This is a genomic window from Barnesiella sp. WM24 (assembly GCF_004570975.1).
Lineage (GTDB): Bacteria > Bacteroidota > Bacteroidia > Bacteroidales > Muribaculaceae > Muribaculum.
Genome location: NZ_SPPC01000001.1, coordinates 88,693 through 103,626, shown reverse-complemented (window position 1 = coordinate 103,626; position 14,934 = coordinate 88,693). Strand labels below are relative to the sequence as shown.

Below are 14,934 nucleotides of genomic sequence, written 5' to 3'. Positions count from 1 at the left end.
TTTTAGATTTATAATGTGTAAGGGAAAGAGGTGGTTGCCCGGTGAGAAAAATCACCGGATTATAACTCAATCTTTGGGTTGAATAGTTCGTATAACTCCTTGGCGTTCAGTTTGACATACTTGCCGCAACGGAGCTTGGTTATCTTGTATGTTTTGACATAGTGATACAGTTGGTCACGGGTCAATGAGTATTTATCCATGGCATCAGCCACCGAAATAAACTCTACATCCTCGGCCGACTTGGCACCTTTAGCCACATCAAAGTGATATTTGGAGTAATAGACCTTCGGACCCTCCTTGCGCTTCGGAATACCGATTTTCGACACCAGCGTATATATCGCCGATAACGTCATTCCATACTTTGATTGAATATCCTCGACAGAATACCACTCCGTAATTACCGGATTCTCTTTTCTCACAGAGAAAAGCCGGTCGATATGACTTTTGCTGAAATATGCCTTACCGCGAAGGATTGTCTTAGGCACATTGTTTTCGGCAACGACCTTGTATATCCATGAATCCTTGACTCCGAACTTCTCACGAATTTCTGCGCGAGTATAGAACTCATTTATAGTTTTCTTTTCATTGGTTTCTCTTTTTGTATATGGAGAACCATCAAGCATTTTGTCTATACTCTCACGTTTGATAAGTGTCAGGCGAGAACTGAGTTTGGCTGCAACAAGATCGCCGCGATAAATCAGTTTATAAATACCCTGTCGAGTCATGCCTAAGACTTTCGCTGTTTCCGCGACTGTCAGATAATCTTTCTCCTTAATAGCAGATGTCGTCGCTGGCACAGTTGAGTTTGCCAGTTGAATCTTCTGCTGTCTCATTCGCTCCTTATAGGAGCGCTCCGCACATCGCTTCGAGCAGAAGCGAGTGACGGTAGTCTGAGCGGTGAATTGTTTGCCACACCACTCGCAAATTTTCTCAATTCTAATGTTGCTACTCATCTCATTTGTGGAGATTTCTCCGTTGTTTGTAAATGTTCGTAAACCATTGACAACCATTGTCAACTTTCTCCACCACCTTGCTGACGCTTGGGGTGAAATGAGTCGCTGTCGTACAAAATCCGTACAAAATAGTGCATAAAAACGCCTAACACTGACAGTTATCAGCATTAGGCGTTCTTGTAAGATTTAAGTTTTATCGTTCAGTAGCAGTCAATTGCCATCAATACAAGGCGTTGATAATCAACCAATTACTTTCCGATGCAGAAGCGGGAGAAGATGGTGGCGAGGATGTCGGTGGTTGTGACGGCGCCGGTGATGGTGCCGAGGTGATGGAGTGTTTCGCGTACGTCTTGAGCGATGAAGTCGCCTGAGATGCCGGCGTCAAGACCTTCTTTGATTCTTTTGATTGAGCCGAGTGCATTTGTGAGGGCTTCATAGTGACGGGAGTTTGTGACAAGGATTTCTCCTTGCCATGAGTTTACGCCTGAAGCTTCCACAAGGGTTTGAGTCAGTGAGTCTATTCCTTCTCCTGTTGCTGCCGAGATGTTAAGGATGACGATGTTGTCGCGTTGACATCCGATCGAGTCAAGGTCGACGCCCGGTGTTGATAAGTCACATTTATTGAGCGCTACGATGAGTTGTTGGCTTTCTGTGAGGCGAGAACTTATCCGTTGCCAGGTGTCTCGGAGTGTTTCTTGGTCGGTCGCAGGGTCTATGACCCATACTACGATGGCTGCGTTGCCAATTTGTTTCACGGTTCGGTCTATGCCAAGTGACTCCACCACATCGCTGGTGTCGCGAAGTCCTGCCGTGTCAATAAGTCTGAACAGTACGCCTTCGATTTCTATCCGGTCTTCGATTATGTCGCGGGTGGTTCCGTGTATATCGCTGACGATTGCCCTGTCATCGCCGAGCAGACGGTTGAGCAGTGTCGATTTTCCGGCATTTGTGGCGCCTACGATTGCTACCGGCACTCCGTCTTTGAGTGCCGCTCCGGTGGAAAATGAGGTTGCAAGGCGCGACACGACGTCGTGAATCTCGCAGGTAAGTGATTTTAATGTCTCTCGGGATGCAAATTCCACATCTTCTTCCGAGAAGTCAAGTTCAAGTTCAAGAAGTGACGCCAGGTCAATCAATTGTTGGCGCAGCGATTCAAGCTGTCGGGAGAAGTCGCCTCTCATCTGGCTTATTGCCATGCGGTGGGCCGCACGAGATGACGATGCTATCACATCGGCTACTGCCTCGGCTTCGGCGAGGTCAAGTTTGCCTGAGGCAAAGGCCCGACGGGTAAACTCTCCCGGCTCAGCAATGCGACAGCCCTGACGCACAAGCAGCTGCACTACTTCTCTCTGAATCCATGTCGAGCCATGTACCGAGAGCTCTACCACATCTTCGCCTGTGAATGAAGCAGGGGCACAGAATACCGTGGCTACAGCCTGGTCTATAGTCTCGCCATGCTCATCCACTATGGTGCCAAGATGGGCTGTGTGACCGGTGACATTTTCAAGCCTTTTCCCTTGCCACACGCGGTCAACAATCCGGCATGCCTGATTTCCGCTGACGCGTATTACGGCAATTCCGCCGATGCCCGGAGCGGTGGATACCGCACATATAGTGTCATCTATTAGTGTCATGTTATGCTATTGTTGTTTGTCAGGATGCAAAATTACGGAAAATCCCGTTCAAAAGATGGCTCCCGACAATAAATTAATTATCGGGATGCTGCGGTTTTGTTTTTCGGTTCAACGAGCTTTCTATTGGATTTTTGACATCAGTTGATTCATTGCGTTTTCATATTGTTGCCTGATGCTGCCGGTTTTTATTTTGCCCTGGTCAAATAATCTGATAATAAAGTCGTTTAGTGATTCAGTCGCTTTTTTATCGGGAAGGTTGACATAAATTATAGGAGCCAAAACAAGGCTTCCGTCGACATATTCCTTAAATTCATTATATACGCTTTGGTCATCTCGAAGTCTGATTTTGCGGGAGATAAATGCCTCTGACGCGACTACAAATGCTTCATTGCCTCCCTCATTATGTTGTCTGGCTATATTTTCATGTTCACGGTAAAATTCATCGGCTTCAATCTCCTCGAGTCTTTTCATTAATTCTTCTGAGATTGACAGCCTGTGAAGATTTTCGTGGATATAGACTTTTATAAAATCAAGCCGGAATTTTTTCTCCAGTTCAGGGTCGAGCAGATGTGGAGTGCAGCATAATGACTCGTCAGACAGGTTAAACGCATTGTCGATATTCATGACATAGGTGGAGGAATGGGTAGGAGGGAGAATCTCCGGTCCTGAAAACTCGGTCATTGCCTCATGAATGACATTAAGTGTCTCTTCCGACACGGGATAGGAATTTATATATCGGTCAAGCAGGGGTTTGACCTCTTTTTTCCAATAACTTGAGTAGCCGGCTTGGTTTAAGGCTGAAATACAATAAGCAAGTTCGTGCTGCAATCCCGCGATATTGTTTATCCACTTCTCGTCGGAATGGATGATGGAATCATTATCGGGTATATTCATGAAGAATGTGACACACGAATCCGTATTGTTTTTATCTCCATGAAATCTGGAATAGAAATTACACAGGTTGGACGCCCTCGCGTTTTCGTTTATTCTCATCAGCTGTTCGGTGAAAGCTGTGTCGGAGGCGAGGGCGGTGAATTGCGCTACATCCTTTATTTGGTCAAAATTTTGTAGCGACGCAATCATGTCAAGGCTCACGGATGTAGCAAAGAGGCTGATGTCATGCTTGTCCGCGTGCCCCTGTGCCGTTGATGTCAGAGAGCATGACGCTATCAACGGTGCTATTATCGAAAGAATGGTTTTCATCACTTATAGATAGTCAGTCCATCATGACATTATGGTCAACATGGCTGTAGTCCGGGTTGGGAATCGGCTGTTGTATTGTCCAGAGCCGGACGGATGTATTGGCTTAAAGCCGCCACATATTCATGAAACGCAGTTTTTCCGGTTTCAGTCATTCGACACACTGTTCGCGGGCGTTTACCTTGAAATGTCTTTTCTGTCATTATGTAGCCGGCTTCCTCAAGTTTTGTAATCTGCACACTCAGATTACCCATTGTCGCTTCGGTCTTTTGCTTCAGATACATAAAGTCGGCTTCGTCCATGCTCATCAGGATTGAGAGTATGGACAGTCGCAGTTGGGAGTGGATAATCGGATTTAGTTCTGTCATAAGCTTTTTAGGTCATGTCTCATTTTGAATCCCGGCACAATCATCATTACCGCGATTGCCGCCACAAAAGCAGGAATCTGGTCGGTTCCTGTGATAAAACACATTATCACGCAAGTGATGAATCCTGGCATCGAGCTGTATTTCAAAAAAGGGTAACCGATTACTGCTCCTGACACAAAAGAGCCAATGGAGAGCAGCAACAGTATAAAAAATAAAGTATTTATCTGAAAGAAAAATGAAGCGACCGAAAATGTGATAAGCAGCACTGACAGCATCCACCATATGCTTCGCAGCGAAGTCGAGATGCCTGTTTTGATAAGCTTGGAGCGCGGGCTGAACATCTTCGTCAGCGGGATGCCGATTACCGGTATAAGAAACCAGTAAAAATAGCAATTCTCATTTCCGGCTACTGTCTTCAGCAGATACACAAGTAAAGCTACTGCGACAGTCGTTGCGCCCCAGGTAAGGAAGGGGACATAAGATTGCTCAAGCACGCTCCGTCGCGTGTCGGAAATCATGCGTCCTATTATGTCAAGGCTTTCTTCCGGTTTCATTGTATTACGTTGATACATGCAAAGATAATGAAATAAGTTGAAAAAATAAATATGTTTAGCCGTGCCATGATGATTCTTAATCCATGGCACGGCTTGCATAAGACCCCGCCACGGCATTAACCGATCGTGGGGACGGCATCTAATATTCTGTCAGCTTAAATGAATGATTGGTAATGCCCTCCTTTGGCGTGAACTCTGTGCGCAACGCCGGTTCCGCAGGATAGCCGATGTCAGAAAAATCAAGCCTGCCGTTGCCGTTAAGGTCCTGGAACGCTTTTACCGACAGCTTCTTTCCTATGTAATCACTAAGGTCGATGTTGACTGTGATGTCGCCTTCATCGACAGCAAGGGCTTCTTTGAGAATATCTCTTTTACCTGAAGTAACCGATACATACAGCGTGCCCTCGGAGTAGGGGATGTCTTCAAATGCCAATGTGCAGTCGTGTTGCGCTTTGGATGTCAGTGCCGCCGAGGCAAGCGCGATTGAGATAACGAGTTTTTTCATTTTACCTGATTGTTTATTGTTTCATATGAGTTGATGTTTTCAAGCCGTTTCTTCCGGGAGAGATGCTTCTTGCCCTTATGCATGTTCAAGGTGACTCCGACCCAAAGGAGCTGATGTGACCCCAAGGCATTATATTGCCTTTCATAACCGGCTGTAGAGCTAAGACAGGTTGTGCGTATCGCTATATTGCCTATTGGATTTACTATCCCGGCAGAGAATGTGGCGTTGCGGCAGGTATAGCCTACGCCTATGTTGAACAGATTGTTGTCGGTTGATTCGATGGTTTCACCCCACAGGCGGTTGTAAGCGTTGTTGTATTTGAGCATTATCCACCATTTGCCTGTCATGAACATGAGCTGGGCATTGACAAACGGCTGTGAATACCTGTGCAGGTAATTGATGCCGCTGCTTACAGCCGAATGCCAGCCGCCCTCAAGTGACATGGAGAGATGATTGGTAAACAGGGGCATCCTTACCGCACCCTTGATTTCAAAATCATTGTTATATCCGTCGTTGAAATATGATTTTACGATACATCCGTCAATATGGCTTTTCGCTTCCATTGCCGGGTTATGGCAGTAGCGGTCACGTAAAGAAATGCTTGCTGCAATCTCGTTGAAGCGGGTGTGAAACTCAATCCGTGACTCATGGCGTTGAAACGGTCGAAGACTTAGGTTGCCCTCGGTCCATTGATATGTGTCAATCTGTTGCCTTGCGGGGTTGAGGCAGTTTATGGAGGGTGCCACTGTAAAGGTGTTGAGTGAGAGTGACAGGGTTCCCCATGAAAATGGTGAGACACTGAGGCTGAAACGCGGATTGACGAGCGCTTTTTTATATTTGACAGGCTGTCGTAATGAGTGTAAGGTCACTTCGGCGCCTGTTGTATATTGCACGTCGTTTATCGTCTGCGACCACTCGGCGAAAATGGAGTTTATGGATTCTGTTTCCCTGATTATAAAGGCGTAACCTGATTGTGTCGCTTTTATCCATCCGTTAAGGCTCCTGAATCCGGCTGACAATTGTCCGCATCCGGCATTACTCTCCCACGCACATTCCGCGAGCAGGTGTGTTCCGCTTGTCGATATGTCTGACGTAAGGCTTATCTCGGGAGATTCATATGTGCGGCGGTTTTTCCCGTTGATGACTGTCGGGACGATGTTGATAAAAATCTTATTGTTCCGGTTGATTCTGTAGTGGGCATATAGGTCGAGGTCTCCCTGATTGCTTTTGATGGGGGATGTCTCGCGCTCCCGGCATGTTGACGATGCCGAGCCGGTGACTGTCGTGATGTGTCCCGCGGAGACATATTTGTCATCGCGTAAGGATAGGCGTAACTGCATGTTCAGCATCATGCGGTCTCCATCAGCGTAGGAATATCGGAGTGAGGTGTGGTGGGTTGCCATGCGGTTGGGGCTTTTTATGCCCGTCTCGATGCGTGATACTGTGGAGCCGTCGGCAAGTTTTAACCACTCCTTGTTGTCGCGGTGGCAGTCCATATCCCACATCGGGTTGGAATTATAGTCGACAGCCCATTCGCTTCGCCCGATATTGTAATTGACTGCACATGCATAGTTGCCCCATCCGCGGTTGAGCGATTGGAGCAGGTTCAGCATAATGCCATAGCCTGATTGTTTGCGTCTGACGGTTATATCTATAACAGCATCGGCATTTCCATACCTTCGTCCCGGATTTGTGATATAATCTATTCTTATTATATCTTTTGACGCGATTGACGCGATGTCGGTGTTAGTCGCCGGTCTGCCGTTGATTCTCAGTGACAGTGTTTTCCCTCCGAGGAGAGCGATGTTGCCCGATGCCGGGTTGACGCTGAGTCCTGTCAGCTGTAATCCTGCAAGCAGCTGTATCCCGCCGGTCATTGTTGCTTTCATCTCCTTGGTCGGGAAAAATGAAGTCTTGTTGCCGTAATATTCTGTCTCGGGGGCAGTGACTACGATCTCTTGTAGATTTTTGACAGTAGTGAGTGAGTCGGCGGAGAGTTCCTGTGCCGACGTGCTCGTGCCGGTTGTAAGAATCGCTGCTGCCGCAGGAATGAATAAAAGCAGATTTGTCTCGAGGTTCATAAGTATGGATAAAACTAAACTTGTGCAAATATAATATATTTATTTTATAAACCAATTAAGGATTATAAACTTTTGCGGTTATGATGTTTTTTTGGGTGTTGAAGTGTCGAGGCAAGAAGCCTGAATCTGCTGATGTGGTGAAATTGCCTGTCTGCAATACGTGTGCTCTTTTATACAGATAGCCTATAAAAAGCAATTCCCCGCTTTGTCGGCGGGGAATTCTTTGGTTGGATAGTTAATGTGTTTATGCAAGGCTTGATTTTATGCAAATTTAAATGCTTTGATATTTCTATGCAAATATTTTCAAACAAAGATGTCGCTTATTAAACTTTTTGCAAATAAATGGATAAAAATTGTCAAGACTACCCGCTCTCCTGCCTATCGTAAGAGGGTCTCGGCTATTACCTTCGGATAATATAGGTATTCAAGGGCATGTACTTTTTCTGCTACTTCATCGGGTCCGTCATCGGGAGAAATTGCCGTTTTCGCCTGAAAGATGATCTCTCCCTCGTCATAATGCTCGGTTACGTAATGGATGGTTATGCCGGTTTCGGCTTCTCCTGCCGCCACTACCGCTTCATGGACATGCCTGCCATACATGCCTTTCCCGCCATATTTAGGGAGCAATGCCGGATGAATGTTTATGATGAGATTATTGTAGCGCTTTATCAAGAATGTGGGTATCGGGAGCAGAAATCCGGCAAGGATTACCGCGTTGATGTCATGTCGGTCCATCAGGTGACATAGTTTGTCTGGGTCGTTTATCTCATCGCGTGACAATACAGCTACAGGGACGTTGAGCTGCCCGGCGCGTTGCACGACCTTGGCCGATTGACGGTTTGACACGACAAGGGCCACCTCTCCATCGCAATCGCGTGAATTGAAATATTTGATTATGTTTTCGGCATTTGAGCCGTCGCCTGACGCGAAAATAGCAAGTTTCATCGGCTTGTAGTAATTTAAAGCGGGTTTTATGATGGTTTTACTGCTGTGATTTATTAAGGCAAGGATTTGTAGACCAGCTCTGAAATCTCGGCAATCATTTTTTCGGTCTCAGCCATGTCATACGCTGAATCTTTGATAAACACAGCGATAGAGTAGGTGTTGCCGTCAGGGAGATATACGACTCCGGCATCGTTGATTCCGATTATGCGCCCCAGGCTGTTGGTGTCACCTGTTCCTGTCTTGTGTCCGATTATGGCATCGGATGATTTTAGCGGTGCTGGGAGTCGGTTGGCTCCGGTGGTGCATGATGTCATAATCTCGCCTATAACCCTGTGGGTGTTTAACCCGTTTCTCTCTATTTCACGATAAAACCGGTCAAACAGCCGTGCCATCGCTATCGGAGTCGAGCTGTTAAGATAGCATAGGCTCAGGTCCTTGTGCATCTCGTCTTCTGTCGATATGATATGGATGTCATTATATCCCATGCTTTTCATCAGGCTGTCGGCTGCCTGAGTGCCACCGATTAGTCGGAACAGAATGTCACACGCATTGTTGTCGCTGAGCTGCAGCGTGTATTCAAGGAGCTCGTTGATGGTAACCGTCAGGTCGGAAATCCCATACTTGTCTCTTAGCGGACTCCATGTGTCAATCTTTAATTCCGTTGCCTTGACCGCTACCGTGTCGCCAAGACCTATGTCGTGACGTTTGCAATAATCGGCGACAGCAAGCGCCTGCGGGAATTTGTACACGCTTAACATCGGGAAATCTTTATCTCCATTGACTGCGACCGTATCGTTGCCGTTTATGATTACGGCAATCCCTATTGTGGCATCTTTTCCTGAGACATATTCCGACAGTCGGTGCTCCATGAGGGTTTTCTCCGACACGGCTGCTGCCGGAAAAGAATACATTAATATTATTGTCAATAAAAGAAGAAATCTATTCATAAGATTGACTAAATTCTTATTTGTGGATTGCAAAAATACCAAAACGGCATGAATTTTCACTAATTTCGCGACATATTATTTGAATTGGCGCGGATAGAGTAAGGATGTGCGCTTTCCGGAGCTTCAGATTGTGTTTGGCTGCGGAAGGGGTGAAATCGCCCTGTATAAAGCAGGGCAGATGCGTTGTAGGAGCAGGTTGCGGCATCAGAAGAATTAAATTTTTGGACAAAAGTTGCTTAATTCAAGGATAATGTATAACTTTGCGGCGGTTTTTCAACAAAAAATTCATCGTGGGAAAGTTTTCAGCATTTAAGCTCCCCTTAAAGACATTGCCTGTCGGAAGTCATGACTTTGACTATCATCTTGACAAGCAATTTTTCGTCGACATGGAAAGCGCCGATATACGCGACGCCAATCTCGACGTGCATGTCAACGTCATCTATAAGGATGACATGTATGAGCTTACGATCACGGTCAAGGGCGAAATCACCCTTATCTGTGACCGCTGTCTTGATGAGCTGCAATGGCCTGTCGACACATCCTATCATATATATGTGAAGTATGGTCCCGACTATTGCGATGACTCTGATGAACTTCTTGAGATTCCGGAGAGCGATCAGTATCTTAACATCGCGTACATGATTTATGACACTGTTGCTCTTACCATACCTATCAAGCATGTGCATCCGCTTGGAAAATGCAACCGCGCGATGAGCTCGCTGCTGAAGAAGCATCGTGCACCCGGCGCGATGAGCGAAGAGGATGAAGGCATGGTCGAGGATATGATGGAGGAAATCGATGAGGTCGATGACAGCGATGCACCTACCGATCCGCGGTGGGATGAATTGAAGAAACTGACAGATAACAATTAATAAAAACATAGTACAAATGGCACATCCTAAACGTAGACAATCGAAGACTCGTACTGCAAAGCGCAGAACTCACGACAAGGCAGTTGAACCCACATTGGCAATCTGCCCTCACTGTGGCTCATGGCATGTATACCATTGTGTATGCCCCGAGTGTGGCTACTACCGTGGTAAACTCGCTATCGAAAAGCCTGCTGCTGTCTAAGCATAGAAGGTCACTCTCTGCCTCTTATTCGATTAAGACTTCACTCCCCGGGCTATTCTGATATGCCCGGGAGATGATGTTTTTATTCATTTGCAACAAGAATAAGTAATAACTATGCTATACCCAAGAATTGCAGGTGTTGCAGCGTATGTCCCCGATGACATACTTGACAATGACATGTTGTCAAAGATGGTGGACACTAACGACGAGTGGATTACCACCCGTGTAGGTATAAAGCAACGTCGTATCCTTCATAAAGAAGGTGCCGGGTCATCTTATCTCGGCATAAAGGCGGTCAACAGCCTGCTTGAGTCAACCGGAACAAATCCGGAAGACGTGGACTTGCTGATATGCGCCACATCCAACCCTGATTATCGCTTCCCCTCGACGGGCTCTGTGATTGCTCATGAGTGTAACCTGACTCATGCCTATGCTTACGACATCCAGGCGGCTTGTGCCGGATTTCTCGTGGCTCTTCAGGACGCCTCTGCCTACATTCGCTCAGGCATGTATAAAAAAATCGTGGTCGTTGCCGCTGAGAAGATGTCGTCAATGACCAATTACAAGGACCGTGCTACCTGTCCGCTTTTTGGTGATGCAGCCGGTTGTATGCTGATTGAGCCGAGTGAAGAGAAGGTAGGTGTAATCGACGGTGTGTTCCACATTGACGGTACCGGTCTGCCTCACCTCGTGATGAAGGCCGGCGGCTCTGTAAAGCCTGCCACTCATGAGACAGTCGATGCTGACGAACATTATATCTATCAGGAGGGCAGGGCTGTCTATAAGCATGCAGTGACCGACATGCTCACATCATCGATTGATGTGGCTACCCGCAACGGACTGACAATGGAAGATGTGGACTGGCTTGTGCCTCATCAGGCCAACCTCCGTATAATCGAGGCTGTATCGGAACGCGCCGGTATCAGCCATGACAAGGTGCTTGTCAATATCGAGCATTACGGCAACACTTCCGCAGCTTCAATCCCGCTATGTATAAATGAATACAAGGATAAGCTGAAGAAAGGCGACAAGATGATTCTGACGGCATTTGGCGCCGGATTCACATGGGGCGCGCTCTATGTGATCTGGGATCTCTAATCAAGAAAATTCTTCTTAATAACTCTATAAAACCGGGAAATGTCATTTGACGTTTCCCGGTTTTATTTTATATTTGCAGTGACGATAACCATAAATTAAGATTCTATGAAGGAGCTGAATATTATAACCCCAGTATTGTCGGTAGGATATGACGAACTTTCCGAGAGCGACCGTCGCCTTGTCGATGCCGCCCGTGGCATGACCCGGAAGTCGTACGCGCCATATAGCCTTTTCAGCGTAGGCGCTGCTGTGCTTCTTGATAACGGGGAGATAGTGACCGGGTCCAATCAGGAAAATGCCGCTTATCCATCAGGTATATGTGCCGAGCGCACAGCTGCGTTCTATGCCAATGCCAATTATCCCGATGCAAGATTCACTGCGATTGCCATTGCCGCGCGTGACACTTCGGGAGAAGAGGTCGCCGAGCCTATATCTCCTTGCGGTGCTTGCCGCCAGGTGCTGGCAGAGTATGAGCAGCTTGCCTCTCGTGATGTAAAGGTGATTCTTGCCGGACGCGGTAACATCTATGTCCTTCCGTCGGTCAAGTCGCTGCTGCCCTTGGCTTTTACCTCGTTTGAGTGAGCGTCATGCCGCCTTGTCATGCCATGACGCTTGTGAAAGGCGGTTGAATTTTTTTTGAAAAAAAGATGAGTGTAAATTAAACCTTTATTTAGTTAGTAAGTCAAAGTGATTGTGAATTAATTATAACTGACGATCAAATAATAACTTACTACACCAATGGGTTTGAATCTCAAAAAGTGCCTGACGGCATTCTCTGCTGTAATTTTAGGTTGCGCCTCACTTGTTGCCGCAAATGTAAGGGGTACGGTGACCGATGAAAATGGCGACCCTCTTATAGAGGCGACAGTCAGGCTGCTTTCCGCAAGGGACAGTGCGTTTGTAAAGGGTACTACAACTGATGTTAATGGTAAATTTTCTCTAAGGGACATAAAGGCAGGCTCCTATATTGTACAGACAAGTTATATCGGTTATGATAATGCGACTGTCAACACAAAGGTCGCCGACAAAAACGTGACGGTTCCGGTGAAGATGAAGGAGTCGTCAATCATGTTGAAAGAGGCGGTTGTGACAGGAGTGAAGACTGAGATTGTGGCAAAGGAAGACACTCTCGAATATAATGCCGGCTCCTACAAGACACAGCCCAATGCCGTCATGGAGGACCTTCTGAAGAAGCTCCCCGGTGTTGAGGTCGACTCTGACGGTAAAATCAAGGCGGGAGGCAAGGAAGTGACAAAAATCCTTGTGGACGGCAAGGAGTTTTTCTCTGACGACCCTAAGGTGGCGTCTAAGAATCTTCCGGCAAATATGATTGACAAGCTGCAGGTCGTTGACCGCAAGAGCGACCTTGCGCGACTTACAGGCGTAGATGACGGAGAAGAGGAGACCGTGATTAACCTTACGGTGAAGAAAGGTATGAAAAACGGATGGTTTGGCGTTGTCAATGGCGGATATGGCACTGATGACCGTTATGCCGCTGATTTCAATGTCAACAGGTTCTGGAATGATAACCAGATTACATTTCTCGGTAATTTCAACAATATAAACCAGCTTGGCTTTACTGACAGTAACGGCAGCCGTTTCCGCCGGTTCGGTGGCAATAACGGTATCAACACCTCTCAGTCATTTGGTGTGAATTTCAATGTAGGCAAAGGCGACGAGTCGTTTCGTGTCGGCGGTGACCTGCTTTATAGCCACACCGACCAGGACACCCGCACATCGCAGGAACGCCAGTATCTGTTTACTGACTCCACCTCTTATCTGAGCAGCCGCTCCGGAAGCCGCGACAAGGGTCATAACATCCGCGGTGATTTCCGGGTGAAGTGGAAAATGGATACTCTTACCACACTTGAGTTTAGACCGCGATTCTCTTTGAATTATAATAAGTCGGTCAGCGCCGACTCTTCCCGCACATTTGCCGGCGACCTTGCCCGTTCACTGGTGACAAGGAGTATCAATACCGGCAGCTCTGACGGAAACTCTTATGAATTTGGTGGTGAACTATGGTTTAATCATAACTTCAAGTCTCATCCCGGAAGGTCATTCTCAATTGCTGTAGACTACAGCATGAGCAATGTCAAGGAGAAGGATTTCAGCTATTCCTACAACCGCTTTTATCTGCTCAAAAATATACTTGGCAATGACAGTCTTGATGTATATGACCAGTTTACCGACAATCATACATGGAGCAACCGTGTAGGCGGACGCCTTACCTGGACCGAGCCTATCGGTGATGTCAAAAACGGAAGGTTCATCGAGATAAGCTATCGCATGAGTTACCGCTGGAACAATGCCGACAAGATGGTCTATGACCATCCGGTGACTTTCCCCGACGGAGGTTATGACCCGGTTGTGGATTATCTGCAAAACGTGTTTAACGATGAGCTCAGCAACCGTTTCCGCAATGACTTCTTCACGCAGCGCATGCAGGTAGGATTCCGTCAGGTCAGGAGGGATTATACACTTAATGTCGGTATGGCGTTTGTCCCGTCCATGTCAAAGAGCAAGGACCTTATCAACAGTGCCCGTGACATTGCCACGCGCTGGGTGTTCAACGTGTCGCCTTATCTGCGCTTCCGCTATAAGTTTAACAAGACCCGCAATATGAATGTCGACTACCGCGGCAATGCGAGCGAACCGTCGATGACGCAGTTGCAGCCCGTCGCCGACATGAGCAATCCTCTTCGTATCGTGGTCGGTAATCCGGAATTGAAGCCTTCGTTCAATCACAATGTAAGGGTGCGTTTCAGCGACTTTAATGTGGACGCTCAGCGTTCGATTATGGCAATGGCAAATGTCGGCATCACTCAAAACAGCATTGTGTCAAATACTCAGTTTAACCGTGAGACGGGCGGTCAGCTGACTACATATGAAAATGTCAACGGCAACTGGAATGCCAATCTCTTCAGCATGATTTCATTCCCGCTGCGCAATAAAAACTGGCAGTTTAACGGAAACCTTTTTGCCCGCTATAGCCAGGCTATCGGTTTCAACAACGGAGAGCGTAACCGAAGCGGCTCTTTCAATATCGGTCCGTCGGTGTCGCTTGCGTTCCGTCCCGAGAACTGGGAATTTGAACTTCGTCCTTATTTCAACCTCCAGGAGACCCATAATTCGCTACAGACAGCGGCAAACCGCTCCGTGCAGACTTACGGCGGCATGTTCAATGCCGGATGGTATGCGCCTTTCGGACTTGTCATCAATACTGACCTGAGCTTCACCGGCACTAACGGTTACTCGGCAGGCTATGACCAGAACCAGTGGATGTGGAATGCGTCAATCGCCTATCAGTTCCTGAAAGGCAAGGAGGCTACAGTGGCGATTAAAGGCTATGACCTGCTGCAGCAGCGCAAGAGCATCATGCGTAATGTGACCGCCAACTATATCGACGATACAAGCTATAACTCGCTTACCCGCTACTTCATGATAACATTCTCTTATCGCTTCAATACATTCGGGGCCGGCAACCAGCCTACCGACCGCAATTCCCGTCGTGGACCGGGCGGACCCGGCGGTCGCCCTCCGAGGTGATAAAGCGGTGATCCTTCATCGGAAAA

The 14,934-nt window shown here is 47.2% G+C and carries 14 protein-coding genes; 5 read left to right on the top strand and 9 right to left on the bottom strand.

All coding sequences use genetic code 11. From position 1 onward, the window contains the following. Positions 1–59: 59 nt before the first annotated feature. The 9 genes from E4T81_RS00440 to bla all read right to left on the bottom strand — a co-directional run bounded on the left by E4T81_RS00440 (position 60) and on the right by bla (position 9,187). Positions 60–953: a helix-turn-helix domain-containing protein gene (locus E4T81_RS00440; RefSeq protein WP_135040458.1), complete on the bottom strand. Its 894-nt coding sequence runs from the start codon at positions 951–953 to the stop codon at positions 60–62. A 248-nt stretch (positions 954–1,201) separates the two neighbouring features. Continuing rightward, positions 1,202–2,587, bottom strand: a complete 1,386-nt coding sequence (mnmE, locus tag E4T81_RS00435) for a tRNA uridine-5-carboxymethylaminomethyl(34) synthesis GTPase MnmE (RefSeq protein ID WP_135040456.1) — start codon at positions 2,585–2,587, stop codon at positions 1,202–1,204. Between the two features lie 120 nt (positions 2,588–2,707). Beyond that, entirely contained in the window at positions 2,708–3,790 is a 1,083-nt protein-coding gene (locus tag E4T81_RS00430) for a hypothetical protein (RefSeq protein WP_135040449.1), read from the bottom strand. Positions 3,791–3,825: 35 nt separating this feature from the next. Next, positions 3,826–4,155 (bottom strand): transcriptional regulator, encoded by a 330-nt coding sequence (locus tag E4T81_RS00425; RefSeq protein ID WP_135040447.1) that lies wholly within the window; start codon positions 4,153–4,155, stop codon positions 3,826–3,828. Further along, positions 4,152–4,709 carry a hypothetical protein gene (locus tag E4T81_RS00420; protein WP_135040445.1) on the bottom strand — a complete coding sequence of 186 codons (558 nt, stop codon included), beginning with the start codon at positions 4,707–4,709 and terminating at the stop codon, positions 4,152–4,154. Before E4T81_RS00420 ends, E4T81_RS00425 begins: the two co-directional genes overlap by 4 nt. A 139-nt stretch (positions 4,710–4,848) precedes the next feature. Beyond that, complete coding sequence (locus E4T81_RS00415; RefSeq protein ID WP_135040443.1) at positions 4,849–5,214, bottom strand: DUF2141 domain-containing protein; 366 nt, start codon at positions 5,212–5,214, stop codon at positions 4,849–4,851. After that, positions 5,211–7,295: an outer membrane beta-barrel protein gene (locus tag E4T81_RS00410; protein ID WP_135040441.1), complete on the bottom strand. Its 2,085-nt coding sequence runs from the start codon at positions 7,293–7,295 to the stop codon at positions 5,211–5,213. The genes E4T81_RS00415 and E4T81_RS00410 overlap by 4 nt, the downstream gene beginning before the upstream one ends. A gap of 378 nt (positions 7,296–7,673) precedes the next feature. Further along, complete coding sequence (gene purN, locus E4T81_RS00405) at positions 7,674–8,240, bottom strand: phosphoribosylglycinamide formyltransferase (protein WP_135040439.1); 567 nt, start codon at positions 8,238–8,240, stop codon at positions 7,674–7,676. A gap of 53 nt (positions 8,241–8,293) precedes the next feature. Beyond that, positions 8,294–9,187 carry a class A beta-lactamase gene (gene bla, locus E4T81_RS00400; RefSeq protein ID WP_135040437.1) on the bottom strand — a complete coding sequence of 298 codons (894 nt, stop codon included), beginning with the start codon at positions 9,185–9,187 and terminating at the stop codon, positions 8,294–8,296. Positions 9,188–9,477: 290 nt separating this feature from the next. On the opposite strand from bla, the gene E4T81_RS00395 reads away from it, so the two are divergent. From E4T81_RS00395 to E4T81_RS00375, 5 genes are all read left to right on the top strand, one after another. Further along, positions 9,478–10,059, top strand: a complete 582-nt coding sequence (locus E4T81_RS00395) for a DUF177 domain-containing protein (RefSeq protein ID WP_135040435.1) — start codon at positions 9,478–9,480, stop codon at positions 10,057–10,059. A gap of 16 nt (positions 10,060–10,075) precedes the next feature. Beyond that, the gene (gene rpmF, locus E4T81_RS00390) at positions 10,076–10,261 is read left to right on the top strand and encodes a 50S ribosomal protein L32 (RefSeq protein WP_135040433.1); all 186 of its coding nucleotides are present in this window, start codon (positions 10,076–10,078) and stop codon (positions 10,259–10,261) included. A gap of 114 nt (positions 10,262–10,375) precedes the next feature. Then, positions 10,376–11,359: a beta-ketoacyl-ACP synthase III gene (locus E4T81_RS00385; RefSeq protein ID WP_135040431.1), complete on the top strand. Its 984-nt coding sequence runs from the start codon at positions 10,376–10,378 to the stop codon at positions 11,357–11,359. 105 nt (positions 11,360–11,464) lie between these two features. Beyond that, positions 11,465–11,941, top strand: a complete 477-nt coding sequence (gene cdd / locus E4T81_RS00380) for a cytidine deaminase (protein WP_135040429.1) — start codon at positions 11,465–11,467, stop codon at positions 11,939–11,941. 156 nt (positions 11,942–12,097) lie between these two features. Beyond that, positions 12,098–14,908 (top strand): TonB-dependent receptor, encoded by a 2,811-nt coding sequence (locus E4T81_RS00375; RefSeq protein WP_135040427.1) that lies wholly within the window; start codon positions 12,098–12,100, stop codon positions 14,906–14,908. The last annotated feature ends 26 nt before the right edge of the window (positions 14,909–14,934 follow it).

Excerpts from the sequence above, each read along its gene's own strand:
- E4T81_RS00440 (WP_135040458.1), bottom strand. The coding sequence starts at position 953 with ATGAGTAGCAACATTAGAATTGAGAAAATTTGCGAGTGGTGTGGCAAA.
- mnmE (WP_135040456.1), bottom strand. The coding sequence starts at position 2,587 with ATGACACTAATAGATGACACTATATGTGCGGTATCCACCGCTCCGGGC.
- E4T81_RS00430 (WP_135040449.1), bottom strand. The coding sequence starts at position 3,790 with ATGAAAACCATTCTTTCGATAATAGCACCGTTGATAGCGTCATGCTCT.
- E4T81_RS00425 (WP_135040447.1), bottom strand. The coding sequence starts at position 4,155 with ATGACAGAACTAAATCCGATTATCCACTCCCAACTGCGACTGTCCATA.
- E4T81_RS00420 (WP_135040445.1), bottom strand. The coding sequence starts at position 4,709 with ATGAAACCGGAAGAAAGCCTTGACATAATAGGACGCATGATTTCCGAC.
- E4T81_RS00415 (WP_135040443.1), bottom strand. The coding sequence starts at position 5,214 with ATGAAAAAACTCGTTATCTCAATCGCGCTTGCCTCGGCGGCACTGACA.
- E4T81_RS00410 (WP_135040441.1), bottom strand. The coding sequence starts at position 7,295 with ATGAACCTCGAGACAAATCTGCTTTTATTCATTCCTGCGGCAGCAGCG.
- purN (WP_135040439.1), bottom strand. The coding sequence starts at position 8,240 with ATGAAACTTGCTATTTTCGCGTCAGGCGACGGCTCAAATGCCGAAAAC.
- bla (WP_135040437.1), bottom strand. The coding sequence starts at position 9,187 with ATGAATAGATTTCTTCTTTTATTGACAATAATATTAATGTATTCTTTT.
- rpmF (WP_135040433.1), top strand. The coding sequence starts at position 10,076 with ATGGCACATCCTAAACGTAGACAATCGAAGACTCGTACTGCAAAGCGC.
- E4T81_RS00385 (WP_135040431.1), top strand. The coding sequence starts at position 10,376 with ATGCTATACCCAAGAATTGCAGGTGTTGCAGCGTATGTCCCCGATGAC.
- cdd (WP_135040429.1), top strand. The coding sequence starts at position 11,465 with ATGAAGGAGCTGAATATTATAACCCCAGTATTGTCGGTAGGATATGAC.
- E4T81_RS00375 (WP_135040427.1), top strand. The coding sequence starts at position 12,098 with ATGGGTTTGAATCTCAAAAAGTGCCTGACGGCATTCTCTGCTGTAATT.